The 16,935-nt window shown below is 68.5% G+C and carries 19 protein-coding genes; 12 read left to right on the top strand and 7 right to left on the bottom strand.

Annotated features, from left to right (window positions below; translation table 11 throughout):
• Positions 1 to 39: 39 nt before the first annotated feature.
• Positions 40 to 1,143 carry a hypothetical protein gene (locus DMH01_RS17095; RefSeq protein WP_233621565.1) on the bottom strand — a complete coding sequence of 368 codons (1,104 nt, stop codon included), beginning with the start codon at positions 1,141 to 1,143 and terminating at the stop codon, positions 40 to 42.
• 201 nt (positions 1,144 to 1,344) lie between these two features.
• Between DMH01_RS17095 and ppk2 the strand changes: the two genes are divergently transcribed.
• From ppk2 to DMH01_RS17080, 3 genes are all read left to right on the top strand, one after another.
• Positions 1,345 to 2,163, top strand: coding sequence for a polyphosphate kinase 2 (gene ppk2, locus DMH01_RS17090; RefSeq protein WP_125678793.1), 819 nt, complete (start codon positions 1,345 to 1,347; stop codon positions 2,161 to 2,163).
• The gene (locus tag DMH01_RS17085) at positions 2,160 to 3,293 is read left to right on the top strand and encodes a CHAD domain-containing protein (protein WP_125677894.1); all 1,134 of its coding nucleotides are present in this window, start codon (positions 2,160 to 2,162) and stop codon (positions 3,291 to 3,293) included. The genes ppk2 and DMH01_RS17085 overlap by 4 nt, the downstream gene beginning before the upstream one ends.
• A 129-nt stretch (positions 3,294 to 3,422) precedes the next feature.
• Positions 3,423 to 3,899, top strand: a complete 477-nt coding sequence (locus tag DMH01_RS17080; RefSeq protein ID WP_125677892.1) for a DUF6292 family protein — start codon at positions 3,423 to 3,425, stop codon at positions 3,897 to 3,899.
• Here the strand turns inward: DMH01_RS17080 and DMH01_RS17075 are convergent.
• Together DMH01_RS17075 and DMH01_RS17070 are read right to left on the bottom strand one after the other, a co-directional pair.
• Positions 3,877 to 4,527 (bottom strand): LiaF domain-containing protein, encoded by a 651-nt coding sequence (locus DMH01_RS17075; RefSeq protein WP_125677890.1) that lies wholly within the window; start codon positions 4,525 to 4,527, stop codon positions 3,877 to 3,879. The genes DMH01_RS17080 and DMH01_RS17075 overlap by 23 nt on opposite strands.
• Positions 4,524 to 4,817 carry a DUF4342 domain-containing protein gene (locus DMH01_RS17070; protein WP_125677888.1) on the bottom strand — a complete coding sequence of 98 codons (294 nt, stop codon included), beginning with the start codon at positions 4,815 to 4,817 and terminating at the stop codon, positions 4,524 to 4,526. Before DMH01_RS17070 ends, DMH01_RS17075 begins: the two co-directional genes overlap by 4 nt.
• Before the next feature lie 134 nt (positions 4,818 to 4,951).
• On the opposite strand from DMH01_RS17070, the gene DMH01_RS17065 reads away from it, so the two are divergent.
• Entirely contained in the window at positions 4,952 to 5,953 is a 1,002-nt protein-coding gene (locus DMH01_RS17065; RefSeq protein ID WP_125678792.1) for a zinc-binding alcohol dehydrogenase family protein, read from the top strand.
• Between the two features lie 12 nt (positions 5,954 to 5,965).
• Here DMH01_RS17065 and DMH01_RS17060 read toward each other — a convergent pair whose 3' ends face one another.
• Together DMH01_RS17060 and gap are read right to left on the bottom strand one after the other, a co-directional pair.
• A complete protein-coding gene (locus DMH01_RS17060) occupies positions 5,966 to 6,922 on the bottom strand; it encodes a DUF3048 domain-containing protein (RefSeq protein WP_125677886.1) in 957 nt (318 codons plus the stop codon).
• 144 nt (positions 6,923 to 7,066) lie between these two features.
• Positions 7,067 to 8,086 carry a type I glyceraldehyde-3-phosphate dehydrogenase gene (gap, locus tag DMH01_RS17055; RefSeq protein ID WP_125677884.1) on the bottom strand — a complete coding sequence of 340 codons (1,020 nt, stop codon included), beginning with the start codon at positions 8,084 to 8,086 and terminating at the stop codon, positions 7,067 to 7,069.
• Positions 8,087 to 8,298: 212 nt separating this feature from the next.
• On the opposite strand from gap, the gene DMH01_RS17050 reads away from it, so the two are divergent.
• From DMH01_RS17050 to DMH01_RS17020, 7 genes are all read left to right on the top strand, one after another.
• Positions 8,299 to 8,835, top strand: coding sequence for a flavodoxin domain-containing protein (locus tag DMH01_RS17050; protein WP_125677882.1), 537 nt, complete (start codon positions 8,299 to 8,301; stop codon positions 8,833 to 8,835).
• Positions 8,819 to 9,733, top strand: a complete 915-nt coding sequence (locus tag DMH01_RS17045; protein WP_125677880.1) for a universal stress protein — start codon at positions 8,819 to 8,821, stop codon at positions 9,731 to 9,733. The genes DMH01_RS17050 and DMH01_RS17045 overlap by 17 nt, the downstream gene beginning before the upstream one ends.
• 10 nt (positions 9,734 to 9,743) lie before the next feature.
• Entirely contained in the window at positions 9,744 to 10,349 is a 606-nt protein-coding gene (locus DMH01_RS17040) for an HPP family protein (RefSeq protein WP_125677878.1), read from the top strand.
• A complete protein-coding gene (locus DMH01_RS17035) occupies positions 10,346 to 11,245 on the top strand; it encodes a universal stress protein (RefSeq protein ID WP_125677876.1) in 900 nt (299 codons plus the stop codon). The genes DMH01_RS17040 and DMH01_RS17035 overlap by 4 nt, the downstream gene beginning before the upstream one ends.
• The gene (locus DMH01_RS17030) at positions 11,242 to 13,629 is read left to right on the top strand and encodes a phosphoketolase (protein ID WP_125677874.1); all 2,388 of its coding nucleotides are present in this window, start codon (positions 11,242 to 11,244) and stop codon (positions 13,627 to 13,629) included. Before DMH01_RS17035 ends, DMH01_RS17030 begins: the two co-directional genes overlap by 4 nt.
• 19 nt (positions 13,630 to 13,648) lie before the next feature.
• Positions 13,649 to 14,056 (top strand): Hsp20/alpha crystallin family protein, encoded by a 408-nt coding sequence (locus DMH01_RS17025; RefSeq protein WP_125677872.1) that lies wholly within the window; start codon positions 13,649 to 13,651, stop codon positions 14,054 to 14,056.
• A gap of 74 nt (positions 14,057 to 14,130) precedes the next feature.
• Complete coding sequence (locus tag DMH01_RS17020) at positions 14,131 to 15,213, top strand: acetate/propionate family kinase (protein WP_125677870.1); 1,083 nt, start codon at positions 14,131 to 14,133, stop codon at positions 15,211 to 15,213.
• A 19-nt stretch (positions 15,214 to 15,232) separates the two neighbouring features.
• Here the strand turns inward: DMH01_RS17020 and DMH01_RS17015 are convergent, their stop codons facing one another.
• Positions 15,233 to 15,709: a universal stress protein gene (locus tag DMH01_RS17015; protein ID WP_125677868.1), complete on the bottom strand. Its 477-nt coding sequence runs from the start codon at positions 15,707 to 15,709 to the stop codon at positions 15,233 to 15,235.
• The gene (locus tag DMH01_RS17010) at positions 15,706 to 16,119 is read right to left on the bottom strand and encodes an HPP family protein (RefSeq protein WP_233621564.1); all 414 of its coding nucleotides are present in this window, start codon (positions 16,117 to 16,119) and stop codon (positions 15,706 to 15,708) included. Before DMH01_RS17010 ends, DMH01_RS17015 begins: the two co-directional genes overlap by 4 nt.
• 143 nt (positions 16,120 to 16,262) lie before the next feature.
• Here DMH01_RS17010 and DMH01_RS17005 point away from each other — a divergent pair, with 143 nt between their 5' ends.
• On the top strand, positions 16,263 to 16,847 hold the full coding sequence (locus tag DMH01_RS17005; protein WP_125677866.1) for a hypothetical protein: 585 nt from the start codon (positions 16,263 to 16,265) through the stop codon (positions 16,845 to 16,847).
• Positions 16,848 to 16,935 lie beyond the last annotated feature (88 nt).

Below are 16,935 nucleotides of genomic sequence, written 5' to 3'. Positions count from 1 at the left end.
GCGCAGGCCGTCGCCTCGGTGTCACCGTTACCTGCTGCGTTAGCTGTCGCAAACGTCCATAGTGGATCCTTGGGGAGATTCTGGGCCGCTTGCAAAGGCATGCATTCGCCGTTCCTTGGTCTCGCTTCCGTCTGGAGCCCGCTCAACGCGGTCCACGGGTTCGTGGAGGTATCGGCAGGCCGATCCCGTAGTGGCCGAGTGGCCGCAGGACTTCCGCGATCGGCCGTCGTGGGGGAGCGGGGGAGTGCCGTCGGGTAGGTGGCCGATTCGCACGACGAGCTGAGGCTCGGCTCCCTCGGTGACGACGCAATCGCGGACCAGCCCACGGGTGCAGGTCAGCTCCAGTGGCTCCGTGACCAGGCAGGACGCGAGGTTCAGCCGGGTCGCCGTCAGCGCCACGGCGCTGGCGGCTTCGCCTGCCCGTAGCCTGTCGAGCGGAGTGTCGTCCGCGGTCGACAGGATGGTCAGCGCGGCGCCATCCTGGGCGTCGGTGTCGGCGAGCAGGGCGTCGGAGAAGTCTCGTACCAGCGGTGCCGCGGTGGTCAGGACGGCGTTTCGTGCGGGTACGCCGTCTGCCGCGTACCGCCGTCCGCTCCAGGACGCGAGTTCGATCCCGTAGTCCGGGTCGGCCCGGTGCAGGCCCCGAGCCTCCACCGCCGCCGCCGTCAACGCCGAACGCTGTGGGGCACCGTCCACGAAGCGCAACGTCGCGTCGTGGTCTGTCGCGCTTCTTACGAGACGGTTCTCCTCCCAGGCCGTCAATGGCCGAGTGGCAAACCGGCGGCGATCCGATCGGCGTCGAGGTATCGCCGTGGCCAGCGCGATGTCCTCTTCACGCGGCTCACGAGGAAAGAGTTCGATCCGGGCCAGCACGCCAGGATCGGGCATCCGGTCGACACGGGTGGCCCAGCCGAGCGCGGCGGCCGCGATCGTGAAGTGATGGAGCACGCACCCGCAGCTGATGAGCAGATCGCGGCCCTCGGGGTCGGCCTGCCGCAACCTGCGGCCCGTGTCCGCGCGCAGCTCGATCGTGCGACCGCGGAACCGCCAGTCCCAAGGTTGGCTGTTGTGCACCGAAGGTGCGCGTACAGCCAGTGCGATGGCCGCCCTCACCGTGTACGCGTCGGGCAGGTTCTGGTCCATCGCTTTTCCTCCTCGGATCGGACCGGTCTCATGCTCGCCGTCTCCGAGTCGCGGTCACAGGGGCGAACGGCCCCACTGGGCGTGACGGAGCCGAGGGTCCTTCGACCCTCCCGCTGTCTCTGGTCGCTCATGACCAAAGACCTCTCCGCCGTGGACGTACGGCCGAATCCCGATGCCGCCTGGATTCGTACCGTCGAGGGCATGGCAGGCAAGGGCAAGGCGCGGATCCCGCGCGTGGTGTACGAACGGGAACTGCTGCGCCTGCAAGCCGAGCTGGTCAAGCTTCAGGAGTGGGTGCGGCACGAGGGCGCCCGGCTGGTGGTGGTGTTCGAGGGCAGGGACGCGGCGGGGAAGGGCAGCACGATCAAGCGGGTGATTGAACATCTGAACCCGCGCGTCGTGCGGATCGCGGCTCTGCCGAGGCCCACCGACCGTGAACGGACACAGTGGTATTTCCAGCGCTATATCGAGTGCTTACCCGCGGCCGGTGAGATCGTGCTGTTCGACCGCAGCTGGTACAACCGTGCCGGCGTCGAGCGGGTGATGGGTTTCTGCACTCCCGAAGAGCACAGGCGGTTCCTTCAGCAGTGCCCCATCTTCGAGCGGCTGCTCGTCGACGACGGCATCCTTTTGCGCAAGTACTGGTTCTCGGTCAGCAGGGACGAACAGGAGCGGAGGTTCCGAAGCCGGATCGACGATCCGATGCGCCGCTGGAAACTCTCCGCGATGGACCTGCGGTCCGTGACGCAATGGGAGGAGTACTCGCGGGCGAAGGACGACATGTTCGTGCATACCGATACCGCCGAATCTCCTTGGTACGTGGTCGAAAGCGAGGAGAAACGGCGCGGGCGGCTCAACATGATCGCGCACCTTCTCTCCAGCGTGCCCTACCACGACGTCGTCCATGAGGCGGTTTCGCTCCCCTCGCGTCCGGAATCAAACGGCTACTGCCGCCCCGACCGGCTGCTGCAGACCTACGTCCCGGACCACGCGGCGACCTTGAAGGAGGCAAGTCCATGAGCGCGACCGTCGCGACCGCACCCGATACCGTGTACTTCGACACGGCTTCGCTGCGCCTGCTCAGAAATGACCTGACGTTGAGTGTCGACAACGGATCGTGGTGCCTCGAAACGCCGGACGGTCCGATCCACTTCGCCGGTTCGGACCTGACCGTCCCACCGACCCTTTCCCGGCTGGTTCGTGCGTATACCCGTGATGACGACCTGGTGGCCGTCGCGCGCGTCGGCGACGGCGGGACGACCGAACTTCACGCGGTGCTCGATCACCGGATCGCGCGATCGCCTCGACCTCCCGACGACTCCGCACGAGGAGTCGTCCTTCGCTACGTGTGTACGCAGATCGCGGCCCTCGCCGCCGCGGATCTGGCCGCGCGGCAGGACAAGCCGGACGCGGTGCATCGGATGCGGGTGGCCACCCGGCGGCTGCGAGGTGTCTTCTCCGCCTATGCCCCAGTGCTGGGCGGCCGGAGACTCCTCAAGGCACTGGGTGACGAGTTGCGCTGGCTCGGTGGGGAACTCGGCCCGGCGCGGGACATCGAGGTCCAGTGGGCACGTTCACGGCCTTGGGCCGGAGAGCGGACGGATGCCTGCTTCGCCGTTCTCTCGGAGGAGGCGCGTGAGCGGGCGCGGTGCGCGCTCGACGGCCGTCGGTATCTGCAGTTGCTGACCGCCTTGGACGTCCTCGAGGTGGTGCTGAGCGAGAAGCCCCGGCAGCAGTGGCCCAAAGTGGCCCGGCGTCCTGCCACACGGGTACTTCCTCACCTGGCTCGTGCGGCGGCCGAGAAAGTCGACGCTCGCGTGTCCGGGGTCGCCGCGCGGCCGGTTGGTCCGGAACGTGACCGCGCCGTTCACGGTGTACGGAAAGCGGCCAAGCGGCTGCGGTACGCGCTGGAGGCCGGAGCCGAGGCGCTGCCGGTCGACGCCAAGCAGACAGTGCGTGCCTTCCAGGACCTTCTCGGGGAATTCCAAGACGCGGTCGTCGCCCGCGAGCTCGTGAGTGCCTTGGAGGTCGCGGACGGTACCTTGGCGGCGGTGCGGGCGCAGGAGACGGCCAACGCCGATCGATGCGTCGACGCGCTGCCGGATGCCTGGCGTGATCTCCGCCGTGCCCTTCGTCCGTTATGGACTTAGCGCCGACGTCGCGAGGGACGAAAGTCCTTCGCCGAGGGGCCTAATGCCGCCATCCCTCGAACGAGGCGAACTCGTACGGTCTGGCGAGGCCGGTCCGAAGTGGCCGGTGAAGCTCAGACTCGACGGAGGGTGATTTCCCTGCTGACCGGAATCGAACTCGATCACGACCTGCGGTGTGGGCTGGCGGGCTACCTGGTCGCGGTGAGCGCCGCGGTGGGCGTGGGGGAAGAGTCCTGCGCCATGGATCTCGATCACCCCACATCGGCCTACATCGCCCTGGACCAGCGGTTGCCCCGCCAGCCGCGGCGGGACACAGCCTTGCTGTGGGACGAGCGCCACGGCTGGGCTTTCGCCATGGAGACACATTCCGGAGAGGACCTGCTGGTGCTCGCCTACCTCGGGGGCGAACTCGTGCCCTCGCCGGACACGGTCGGCCGGTTCGTGACCGCGGTCCAAGCCGCCGGTGGCGCGTCCACCAGCCCTGTCCCGCCGGAGCCGCGAGCCGATCGCGACGATGTGAGGGCTCGGCTGCTGCGGTACCGGCGCGACATCTGGGCCGCGACGGCACCGCGCAGTCACTTCGTCATTTCTCCGGTGTGTTCGTGACCTCAACGCCTCCGAAGATCGCGGTCCCGTTCACGGCGAGCACGGGAGCGTCCGCCGGGAGATCACCGGTCCCGTCGGTCTTGTCCTCCAGTCCGCCCATGAACGGCAGACCGCCGAGCGAGACCCGCCAGCCCCGCGGCACCAGCACCTTGACACCGCCGAACAAGGCGAAGGCGTCCACCGTCGCTCCCTCGTCGATCCTGGCTTGACGAAGGTCGAGCGTCGAACCGCCGAAGATCGCCGAGACGTCGGTGTGCCGCAGGTGGCGGGACTGTTCCCTGGTGGTCGCTCCACCGAACATCACGAGCGGTGTCCTGGTGCCGTGCTCCCGGCGCAGTCCGGCGAGCACGGCGAATCCCGCCGCCGCCAGCAGGGCAGGCCACCACAGGCCGCCTTCCGCCAGGTCCAGGGTGCCCGCGAGCAGGATGAGCCCGATCACCGTCACGGCGGCCGGTCCGATCGACATCCGCCGCTGGGACAGCATCGCGACGATGCCGAGGCCGACCAAGGAGGCCGGCCACCACGCGCTGAGCAAGCCGCCGGTTTCGAGGACACCGGTCGCGTCGAGGATTCCCAGCACGCCCAGGGCGACCAGGACCAGCCCGACCCAGAAGCGAACGGGTTTCACGACGGTTTCTCTTCCGGCGCCGGGTCGCCGCGGCGTTCTACCGCGATGGACCAGGGGCCCGCGAGCGCGGTGATCGCGCCGGCCGCGGTCACGACCGGGGCGAAAACCGCGGCGACGAGGCCGGCGTTCACGGGGACATCGATGATCACCCGCTCCTGGGTGTCCTTGACGACGATGCGCCGGACGTTGCCCTCGCGGACGAGCCGGTGCACCTTCTCAGTGAACACTTCGCTCGGCTTCTTCGGCGCCGCGGATTCGGTCACTTGCTGATCTTCTTTCTGCACAGTCATGGTTTCCTCTCCCTTCCGCTTCCACGGTGAGGCCTCGACCCGCCGCGCGGCAGTGACCTTCGGTCCTTCCCCGTGGCCGAAAGGCGCACGATCCTGGACGGAGGACTTTCCGACGGAGGAGGCCGTTCGTGAAGATGCGCGCATGGCGGGTCACCCGGCCCGGGCCGATGGCTTCGTGCCCGCTCGAGTGGGTGGAGGTCCCGGTCTCGCGGCCGACCGCCGACGAAGTGCTGGTCAAAGTGCTGGTGTGCGGGGTCTGCCGCACCGATCTGCACGTCGCCGAGGGTGACCTGCCGGTACATCGGGCGGGGGTGATTCCGGGCCACGAGGTGGTCGGCGAGGTGGTCGCCGTGGGGGACGGCGTCTCCGGCTTGAGGACGGGCGACCGGGTCGGAATCGCTTGGTTACGGGAAACCTGCGGCCGGTGCCGATACTGCTTTCGAGGCCGGGAGAACCTGTGTCCGGAGTCGCGTTACACCGGTTGGGACGAAGACGGGGGATACGCCGAATTCGCGGTCGTACCGGCCGACTACGCTCTTCCGCTGCCCGAGGGGTACACCGACGACGAGCTCGCGCCCTTGTTGTGCGCCGGGCTGATCGGCTACCACGCGCTGGAGCGGGCGCAGGTACCCGAGGGTGGTCGGCTGGGGATTTACGGGTTCGGCGGAAGTGCCCACCTGACCGCTCAGGTGGCGATCGCGCGTGGCGCCACCGTGCACGTGATGACCCGCAGCGAGGAAGCCAGGAAGCTGGCTTTGGCTCTCGGAGCGGCCTCGGCTGTCGCGGCCGCCGAGCCGCCGCCTGAACCTCTGGACTCGGCGATCCTGTTCGCGCCTGCCGGAGAACTGGTTCCACCCGCCCTCGAGGCTCTCGATCGTGGCGGGACACTGGCACTCGCCGGGATCCATCTCTCCGACATCCCGTCACTGAACTATCAACGGCACCTCTTCCAGGAACGTCAGCTGCGCAGCGTCACGGCGAACACGCGCGCCGAGGCGCGGGAGTTCCTGGCCTTCGCGGGGACCCACCACCTCGAGGTGAGCACGGTGCCGTACCCGCTGGACGGGGCGGATCGGGCGCTCACGGATCTGGCGGCGGACCGGGTCAACGGCGCGGCCGTGCTGCGGGTGAGCTGACCACCGCGGCGTTCACGCGGGAACGAGCAGGATCCACAAAGGACCGCCGGACACCGGAAGTGGCTGTCCGGACGTGGTCGTGAACCGGGTCGGCGCCGTTGCCGTCGCACGGGCCCAGGTTGCCGCGAACCGCTGCCCGTCCCGCCACATCGTCGCCTTCCCGGTGCCGACCGTCTGGGCGATAGGGGAGTCGGGCACCGTGCCGGTCTCCCCACGCTCACCGAGCCGGACGGCGACCCGCTGTTCGACGATCGTCGCCGCGGCGGCCTGTCCGCCGTCCACCGAGGTGAGTGGCGAGCCGTCCAGACCGATCAGGTAGCTGCCGATTTCCACCGACCAGGTGAACGTGAAAGCGGCCGCCGGATAGCGGATCGCCGCGGTGGCGGCCGCCGCGCCGGATCCCGGTGCGGCTCCCGCCGCGGGAAACGCGCCTTCTGGCACGACCTCACCGTCAGGGACCTGACTCGGGCGAAGGTAGAGGTTGTGCGGTGACGGCCGGGAGTCGTCGCGGAAGTACGCGTCCGGGATTTCCGTGGGCGAGGCGCTCGTCAGCGATGCCGAACGCAGAGCTGGCAGCAGCTCCGGCGCGGCGCCGGAGTAGGCGAGAGCGGGTCGTCCGAATTGGGCCAGCAGGCCGAGGTCGGTGGCTCGCGCGCTGCGCACCGGTCCGATCACCCCCGGCGGGCGGCCCTGGTAGAGCGCGAGCAGCCTGGTCAGGCCGCCCTCGACAGGTTCCACGTACACGAGGTCCGCGGCGCTCAGACCGGTCTGCGGGCGGGCGGCAGCCACGTTGTCGATCTTGACCGCCAGTACCGACCGGCGATCAGGCGCGGCGGCCTCGCTGGACGACGGAGCCGGATCCAGGTCGGTCCCGTTCGTCGGGCCGGACAGTTCTCGCGCGACCAGGACAACTGCGACGACGAGCACCACTGCCCCTGCCGTCGACGGGATCCACCAGGACTTCTTCACGAGGATCGGCCTCTTTCCTTCGTCCGGCTCGACGCCGGCGCCTGACGATCGACCAGTGTTCCCCGGTGGGAGCCGGATGACCTCATCGAGAACCAGCACATCAGCGCGGCCACCGGGCCGCAACTGGGCCGGCACCCAGCCGCTTCATCGCGGCGGCAAGCTTCGCGCGATCAGCTCGACCAGTTCCACCGTTCGGGTCGCGTAACCCCATTCGTTGTCATACCAGCCGAAGACCTTCGCCAAATGCGAGTCGGCCTTGGTCAGCGGAGCGTCGAACACGCACGAGGCGGGGTCTCCGATGATGTCGCGGGACACGATGGGCGCTTCGGAGTAGCGCAGAATCCCCCTGAGCACACCGTCCGAGGCCTCGGCGAACGCGTGCTTGACCTGCTCCGCGGTCACCGGGTGCTCGAGTTCGACGGTCAGGTCGGTCAGCGAGCCGTCCTCGACCGGCACGCGCACGGCGACCCCGTCGAGCTTGCCCACCAGCTCGGGGATCACCAGCCCGATCGCCTTGGCGGCGCCGGTGCTGGTGGGCACCACGTTGACCGCCGCGGACCGGGCCCGGCGCGGATCCTTGTGCGGACGATCCAGCAAGGCTTGATCGCCGGTGTAACTGTGGATGGTGGTGAGCAGGCCACGCCGGAGACCGAAAGCCGAGTGCAGCACCTTCACCATTGGCGCGACACAGTTGGTCGTGCACGACGCGTTGGAAATGATGTGGTGGTTCGCGGCGTCGTAGTCGCCTTCGTTGACACCCAGCACGATGGTCGCGTCGACGTCCTTGCCCGGCGCGGAGATCACGACCTTCCTGGCGCCGGCGGCGAGGTGCACGCCGGCGGCTTCACGAGTCCGGAACTTGCCGGTGGCCTCGATGACGACGTCGACGCCGTGCTCGTCCCACGGCAGTCGAGCCGGATCGGCCTCCGCGGTCACCTGGATCAGGTGGTCGCCGACGCGGAGTGCCTCGCCGTCGATGATGTCGACCGGTGTCCGGAGCCTGCCGTAAGTGGAATCGTGGACCAGGAGGTGCGCCAGCATCTCGGGTGAGGTGATGTCGTTGACCGCCACCACCTCGATCGGACTGTCCGGCGACTCCAGTACGCAGCGGAGGATGTCCCGCCCGATCCTGCCGAAGCCGTTGATCCCGAGCCGTACCGTCATGATCGTCTCCCTTGTCGTCCTTCGGTCCACCGATGATCTGCTCGGCGACGAGGGGCCCGTAGAGACGAAGGTCCTTCGCCTGCCCGGCGAATGACCGCCGGGCTGCTTGGGCGATCAAGCCGGGACTGTGGGCCCGGCCCGCCGGGACTTCCGTCTCTCCTCCTGAACTCCTCACTGGTCGAAGCTGGGAAGAGACCAGACGGGAGAACGAAATGAAGATCCTCGTAGCGGCGGCCAGCCGCCACGGCGGGACCTGGGAGATCGCGGAGGAGATCGGCCGAGCCCTCGCATCGGAGCTTGCCGGTCACGCGACCGTGCGGGTGTCACGGGCCGAGGACGTCACGTCGGTCGACGAGTTCGACGTCGTGCTGGTGGGCAGCGGTGTGTATCTGGGGCAATGGATCGAGCAGGCCAGAGACCTCGTCGGCGAGCATGCCGACGTCCTCAGGACCAAGAACGTGTGGTTGTTCTCCAGCGGCCCGGTGGGGACACCGCCGAAGCCAGCGGAGGACTCCGTGGACGTCGCTCGGCTGATGGTGTCGTCGGGGGCACGCGGGCACGTCGTGTTCCCGGGCCGGATCGACCGGAGTCTGCTGCGGTTCGCCGAACGGGCGGTCGTGACGGCACTCCGGGTCAAGGACGGGGACTTCCGGGATTGGCCAACAGTGCGGGCTTGGGCGGGCGAAATCGCCGCCACTGTGACCACTGCTCGGACGGAGGAGGTGAGCGGTCATGCCGAGCGTGGCTGAAGGCGCGGTCGTCGTGGGGATCGACGGTTCGGGATCCGCCCGGCGGGCGGGGGTATGGGCGGCGGCCGAGGCCGTCAAGAGGGGGAAGCGGCTCCGGCTGGTCCACGTGTACACGGTTCCTCAGGTGAGGATGCCCGGCGTACTGCCGTCGGCCGAGGCGGTCCGGTCGGCGTTCGAGGCTCAAGGGGCGCGGTGGCTCGCCGAAGCCTGTGACGCCGTGGCCGAGCGCTACCCGGATCTGGTCGTCGAGACCGCCGCGCGGGAATGGGCCCCGGTGGCCGCACTGATCCAGGAATCGCAGGCGGCGAGCCTGGTCGTGCTGGGTTCCCGCGGCCTCGGTGGTTTCACCGGTCTGCTGGTCGGTTCGACGGCGGTGGCGTTGGCGCAGCACGGGCATTGCCCGATCGTCGTCGCGAGGGGGAAGCACCCGGAAGACGTTCCACCGGAGACCGGGCCCGTCGTGGTGGGCACGGACGGTTCCGAGTCGAGCGAAGTGGCCTTGGCCTTCGCTTTCGACGAAGCGTCGCTGCGCGGCACGGAGCTGATCGTGGTCAGGGTGTGGAACGAGGTCACCGACCACGAATCGGCCAGGGCGCACGCCTTGACGGTCGACCCGGACACGATCGAGTCGGCGGAGCGACAGGCGTTGGACGAACAACTCGCGCCTTGGCGGGCCAAGTTCCCGGACCTGCGCGTGGAGACGGTGGTCGCCCGCGGGCGACCGGTCCGCGCGCTGCTCGGATTCGGCGGGCACGCCCAGCTGCTCGTCGTCGGGTCGCGAGGCCGCGGCGGGTTCCGGGGGATGTTGCTCGGTTCCACGAGCCAGGCACTCGTCGCGCACTCGGAATGCCCGGTGGCGGTCGTTCGTCCGGCTTTGACCGGACGGGAAAACGAGTGAGGAGCTCAGCATGCGAGCACGGGACCTGATGTCCGCCCCGGTCGTCACGGTGACGCCGGGGACCACCGCGAAACACGCCGCCGAGCTGCTGGCGGAAAAGGGATTCACCGCGTTGCCGGTGATCGACGAGGACGATCGGCTGATCGGCATCGTGACCGAGGCCGATCTGATCAGGAACCGGTTCCCGCACGACGTTCGCTCGGGCCCGGATCACGAGGCGAGGCCGAGGCCGGGGCTGACCGTGGCTCAGGTGATGACGACGCCGGCCACGGGAATGAGCACCGGCGCGGACGCGGCCGACGTCGGCAGGGCTCTGCTGGACGGACGGATCCGTGCGATGCCCATCGTGGACGGCGCGAAGGTGGTCGGAATCCTCACGCGAGGTGACTTCGTGCGTGCCTTCGCCCGTTCCGACGAGGCGATCGCGGCGGACGTCCGCCATCACTTGGCGATCTACGGCGGACCGGGCCGATGGACGGTCGAAGTACGAGACGGCGTCGTCCGGGTGGGCGATGCCTACGACAGCGACACCGATCGCCACGTGGCCAAACTGCTGGCCGAGGCGGTTCCCGGTGTCGTGGAAGCGAAAGTCACCTACCAGGAGGACGAACGATGAACGCGGCGGACCGGAAGATCGTCGTCGGAGTGGACGGGACGGAGCCGGGAAGGGCGGCCGTACGGTGGGCCGCCGCCGTCGCCGAAGAACGACTGCTGAAGATGCTCATCGTGCACGCGCTGCGCGTCGACAAGCTGGCTTACGGAGCCGGATTGGCGGGCCCCACGCCCTGGTACGACCTCCTCGCCGAGGAAGGTCAGCGAGTTCTCGAGGAGGCCGTCGGGCAAGCGCATTCGGTGGCACCCGGGGTGGACGTGGACACGCGAATGCCGCCGGACTCCCCGGTGCCCACCTTGATCGACGCGTCGGAGTCGGCGGCGATGGTGGTCGTCGGCGGTACCGGGAAGGGCTTCTTCGGCGAGATGACGATCGGTTCGACGGCGTCGGCGGTCGTCGCCCACGCCCACTGTCCCGTGGTGGTCATGCGGGGCAGGAAGAACACCACCGCGTATCCGGCCGAGGGGCCGATCGTGGTCGGCATCGACGGCAGCCCGCTGAGCGAGCGCGCACTGGAGATCGCCTTCGAAGAGGCCGCGTGGCGGAAGGCCGACCTGGTCGTGGTCCACGCGTGGCGGGACGTCACCTATGACGACGCCTACGGTATGGCACGCCTTGTCGTGCAGTGGGAGTCGATCGAGGACGAGGAACGCCGTCTGCTGGCGCAGCGGCTCGCCGGCTGGCAGGAGAAGTATCCCGACGTCAAGATCGAGCCGGTTCTCGTCCAGGACCGGCCGCGGCATGCCCTGCTGGAGTGGAGTGCCCGAGCGCAGCTGGTGGTCGTGGGCAGCCGGGGCCGGGGCGGATTCACCGGGCAGTTGCTCGGCTCGACCAGCCAGGCGCTCGCGCACCACGCGGAGTGCCCGGTGATGGTGGTCCGGCCGGAGAAGTCGCGGTGACAGTTCTCGGAGCTCCCGCCGCGCCCGCGGTGCTGACCCCGACCGAGTTGTCCCAAGTGGACGCTCAGTGGCGGGCGGCGAACTATCTCGCCGCCTGCCAGATCTACCTCACGGACAATCCGCTGCTGGAATCCCCGCTGAAGGCCGAGCACGTCAAACCACGTCTGCTCGGACACTGGGGTACCTCTCCAGGACTGAATTTCGTCTACGCCCACCTGAACCGGGCCATCGTGCGGCGGAACCTGAACGCGATGTTCGTGACCGGACCCGGTCACGGTGGCCCGGCTCTTTACGCGAACACGTGGCTCGAAGGCAGCTACTCGGAGGCGTGGCCGGAGGTTCCCTACGACAAGAGCGGTCTGCGTACGCTGTTCCGGCAGTTCTCCTTCCCTGGTGGGGTGCCCAGTCACGTCGCTCCACAGGTTCCGGGCTCGATTCACGAGGGTGGCGAACTCGGCTACTCCCTCGCGCACGCTTTCGGTGCCGCTTTCGACAATCCGCACCTCGTCGTCGGCTGCGTCGTCGGCGACGGTGAGGCGGAAACCGGGCCGCTGGCCACCAGCTGGCACTCGGGCAAGTTCCTCAATCCGGCCCGCGATGGCGCGGTGCTGCCCATCCTGCACCTGAACGGCTACAAGATCGCCAATCCCACCGTGCTCTCGCGAATCAGTGGAACCGAGCTCGACGAGCTGCTGCGCGGGTACGGGTATGCCCCGCGTTACGTCGAGGGCGATGATCCGGCTGTCATGCACCAGGTCATGGCCGCGGCGGTGGACGGCGTGCTGGACGAGATCGACGGAATCCAGGTGCGGGCCCGGTCCGCGGGCGGGCCGACCGGTTCGGCGAGCTGGCCGATGATCGTGCTGCGCAGCCCCAAGGGCTGGACCGGACCATCCCTTGTGGACGGAGTGCTGGTCGAAGGCACCTGGCGTTCGCACCAGGTGCCGATCCCGGACGCACGCGGAAACCCCGAGCATCTCCGGCAGCTGGAGGAATGGCTGCGTTCCTATCGGCCGGAGCTGCTTTTCGACGAGGACGGCAGGCCGACGTCCGAGGTCACCGCGCTGATCCCGCGCGGCGATCTCCGGATGGGCTCGTCACCGCACGCCAACGGCGGCCTCGTGCTTCGGCCCTTGGAGCTGCCGGCGGTGCCGCCGCACACGATCCCGCTCGTCCGGCCGGGCGGCGCGACCGCGGAACCGACGCGCGTGCTCGGTCGCTGGCTGCGGGACGTGTTCGCGTTGAACCGGAAGGCGGCGAACTTCCGGTTGTTCGGACCGGACGAGACCGCCTCCAACCGGCTCGAAGCGGTGTTCGACGTGACGGCCAAGACCTGGCTGTGCGAGATCGAACCCGTCGACGAGCATCTCGCCGCGGACGGCCGGGTCATGGAGGTGCTCTCGGAACACCTCTGCCAGGGCTGGCTCGAAGGCTACCTGCTCTCGGGCAGGCACGGGCTTTTCTCCTGCTATGAGGCGTTCGTGCACATCGTCGACTCGATGCTCAACCAGCATGTCAAGTGGCTCAAGGTGCATCGGGAGATCCCGTGGCGGCGGCCGGTCGCTTCGCTGACGTATCTGCTGACTTCGCACGTCTGGCGGCAGGATCACAACGGGTTCTCCCACCAGGATCCGGGGTTCGTCGACCATGTCGCCAACAAGAGCCCGGAGGTCGTCCGGGTATACCTGCCGCCGGACGCGAACACCCTGCTGTGGGTCGCGGACCACTGCCTGCGCAGCCGGGACTACGTCAACGTGATCGTCGCGGGGAAGAACGACAGCCCCGTCTGGCTCGACGGCGAAGAGGCGGCAGTGCACTGTGCACGAGGTGCCGGGATCTGGGAGTGGGCGGGCACGCATCCGGATCGGGAACCCGACGTGGTACTCGCTTGTGCCGGCGACGCACCGACGGTCGAGGTGCTCGCGGTGGCGAAGCTGCTGCGGGAGTACCTGCCCGAACTGGCGGTCCGGGTGGTGAACGTGGTCGATCTCATGCGCCTGCAGCCCACCGCGGAACACCCGCACGGCATGACCGACCGCGAATTCGACGCGTTGTTCACCACCGACCGGCCGGTGATTTTCGCCTATCACGGCTATCCCTGGCTGATCCACCGGCTGGCCTACCGGCGGGCGAACCATGACGACATGCACGTGCGTGGCTATATCGAGCACGGAACCACGACGACACCGTTCGACATGCTGGTGCGCAACGACATGGACCGCTTCCAGCTCGTGACCGACGTGATCGACCGGGTGCCCGGCCTGGTCGCCCGTGCCGGCGCTGTACGGCAACGGATGACGGACGCGCGTGAAAGGCACCACAGGTGGATCGTCGAACACGGTGAGGATCTTCCCGAAATCCGTGACTGGACTTGGGAAGCATGACAAGGAAGGAAGTACGGATATGACAACTCTCGTACCCGGTTCGCGCATGACCCTGCCCAGTATCGCGGCCTGGCTGGAGAACCCGTGGCCGTTCGCCGAACACAACCCAGTGCGGATCGAAGAGTCCGTCGGAGACGGCAAGTATCTCGTCCGGGCCGAGCTTCCCGGATTCGACCCGGAGAAGAACATCTCGGTCACCGCGCACGAGGGTCTGCTGACGATCACCGCCGAACGCGAGGCGACGACCGCGGAGCACGGCCGCAGTGAGTTCTACTACGGCAAGTTCAGCCGGACCGTCTCCCTGCCTTCCGGTGCGAAGACGGCGAAGGTCACCGCGTCCTACAAGGACGGAATCCTCGAAGTCTCCATGCCGGTCGAGGACAAGCCGCACGAGAAGCAGGTCAAGATCGAGGTCGGCAAGGGCTGACCATCCCCGGCCGGGCGGGCGCGCCGACCCCCAGCGCGCACCCGCCCGGCAACCTTGTGCCCGAAGGAGTCTTCATGCGTGTCCTGTCGTTGAATCCCGGCTCTTCGAGCCTCAAATCGTCCTTGGTCGCCGACGGCAGGCCGGTCGGCTGGGCCGCCGTGAGCCTGGACGACGCACACGACGCGGCGCGACAGGCTCTCGATCGGTGGTCCACCGTGGACACCGTGGCCGTCAGGTTCGTGCACGGGGGTTCCAGGACCGGTCCGGTCCGGCTCACCCCGGACGTCGTCGACGCGCTCGAAAAGCTCAGCCCGTTCGCGCCGCTTCACCAGCCACAGGCCGTCCGCCTCGCGCGGGAGGTGTTCCGGCTGCGTCCTGGCCTGCCGGTGATCGCGTCGTTCGACACGGCCTTCCACTCGCGCCTCCCCGAAGAAGCGTCGAGGTACGCGCTACCACGGGAATGGACCAGTCAAGGGCGCTTGCGGCGCTACGGTTTCCACGGCCTTTCGTGCCGTCACGCGGCGCGCCGTGTGACGGAACTCTTCGGTGTCGAGGAGCCGCGGCTCCTGTGCTGCCACCTTGGCGCCGGTGTCTCGGTGACCGCGATCCGTGGTGACCGGAGCGTGGACACGAGTATGGGCTTCACCCCGTTGGAAGGGCCGGCGATGGCGACAAGGTCCGGCTCGGTGGATCCCGGGCTGGTGCTGCACGTCATGCGAACGGCGCCGATGTCGGTCGAAGCGATGGAAGACGCGCTGTATCACCGTTCCGGTCTCGCCGGGATGACCGGGACGGACGGGGACCTTCGCGCCGTCCTGGCCCGCGAAGCGGCCGGGGATCCTGACGCGATGTCGGCTGTCGCCGTTTACCTGCACCGGATCCGCCGAGAGATCGGCGCGATGGCGGCGAGCCTCGACCGGATCGACGCCGTCGTGTTCACCGGCGGGGTCACCGAGCATCAGCCGGAGCTGATCGCGCGACTCGCCGGGCGGCTGGGCGTCTTCGGGATCTCTGTCGATCCGGCCCGTTGCCTCGGGGACGGTGACCGGGTCATCAGCCCGGACGACGCGCCAGTGACCGTGTTCGCCATGGGAACAGGTGAGGACGTCGAACTGGCGCGGGATGCCGAGGCGGTTCTCTCGGTGGAACACGTATAGGGCGGACCCGCCCAAAAGATCAGGAAGCGGTCGGGCTGAACCGATGAACCGCCTGCGTCGACACCAGCGCGACGGGACATGTCGCGTGCCTGATACAGGCCGTGGACACACTGCCGAAGACGAGTCTGCCGACCGCGCTCTTCCTGCCCGTGCCGAGCACGAGCAGGTCTGCGTCGCGCGCCGCCGCGAGCAGTTCCGACGTTGGGTTCCCTTGCCGCAGCAAGGTTTTCACCTCGATGTCCGCGTGAAGCTCGCTCTGGATCCGTGCGACCGCGTCGTCGAGCGAGTAGTTCTTCCTCACCGGAACCCTGCCGTGTGGCTGGAGGGCGAACGACGTGCCGGGCAGAAGTTCTTCCCTCGGCAGAACCATCAGGACCTCGACCTTGTCGCCGACGGCGGTGGCTTCGGTGATGGCCCACCGGATCGCTTCTTCGCTCTCGGCCGAGCCGTCGGCGCCCACGAGAAGGTGGCGGGTGGTGTCGGGATTCGTGTTCATGGCTGATTCCTTTGCGCGGATGGCCCGGCACGGAGAAGGTCCTGCCAGGTGATGACGCCGATCACGCGGCCGTGTTCGAGGACCGGGACGGATCGGAGCCGGCGCTCCAGCATCTTCGCCGTCAGATCGGTCAGGTCGCCATCGGGATGGGCACCGGCCGCCGGTCGCCGCATCAGCGCGCTCACTTTGGTACGCCCGCTGAGCATCACACCGCTGTCCGGATCGCCGTCGGAAAGGTAACGCGCCCGGAGCAGGTCCTCTTCGACCAGCACGCCGAGCAGCTCGCCGGTGTCGCCGACGACCGGGAGCGAGGTGATTCCCTTGCCGGTCAGCACGGCGATCGCCTCGCTGATCGTGGCCGCTGGCGTCACCGCGATGACCGGGGTGGTCATGACATCACGTACTCGCATGAATCCAGTCTCGATCCACCGGTGAGCCTGGAATACGGCTGGAGGTCCCGGCCTGGCGGGACCGTCGCCTCTCTTGCCAGGCGGTACTGCCGAGTGATGGTGGCGACAACACGTTCCGGCGATCCGCAGCGGAGGTCCAGGTCATGAACACGTCGTCTCGCTGGTCGCGAGCCTGGCACATGCTCCATCCAGGGCGAAACCCGCTCGCTCGCCGCGAAGATCGCATCGAAGCGTTCACGGTGCTTCTCGCGGTCGCCCTCGTGGTCCTCGCCCTGCCGGTCGCCGCGGCGGTGGCTTCCGGTGTGTTCGCGGCCCGCGCCGACCAGGCGGCGACCGAGCAGGCCACCAGATATCGCGCGGAAGCGACCCTGCTCGAAGACGGCGCGCCCATCGCCATCGGAGGCCGGTCGGGTGTCGTCGATGACACCTCGCCTGCCGAGGCGACGTGGGTCACTCGTGACGGGGACAGCCGCGTCGGCGAGGTCCAGGCGACGCGCGGGAGCCGAGCCGGCGCGAAGGTCCCAGTCTGGCTCGACGAGTCGGGGTCCCCGGTTGCCGCACCTCTCACCGTTCTCGACGCCCGCCTCCTCGGTACCGGGACAGGAGTCGGCCTTTGGCTGGCCTTCATCGTGGTCGTGCTGGCCGGCTACGGCTGTGGCCGAGTGCTGCTCGACAGGGCTCGATGGGCGCGATGGCAGGAGGAATGGCGCGAGTTCGCGTCGCACTAGCGGTGCCGAAGGTCCCGGCAGACCGGGCCCACGGCCACTGCCGTCCTCGCTCGCCACGCGAGACGCTGAGATCGTCGAAAGGCAGGTG

The organism is Amycolatopsis sp. WAC 04182 (genome assembly GCF_003947465.1).
Lineage (GTDB): Bacteria > Actinomycetota > Actinomycetes > Mycobacteriales > Pseudonocardiaceae > Amycolatopsis.
The sequence above is the reverse complement of the archived record's forward strand: the minus strand, read 5'-3'. Positions and strand labels throughout refer to the sequence as shown.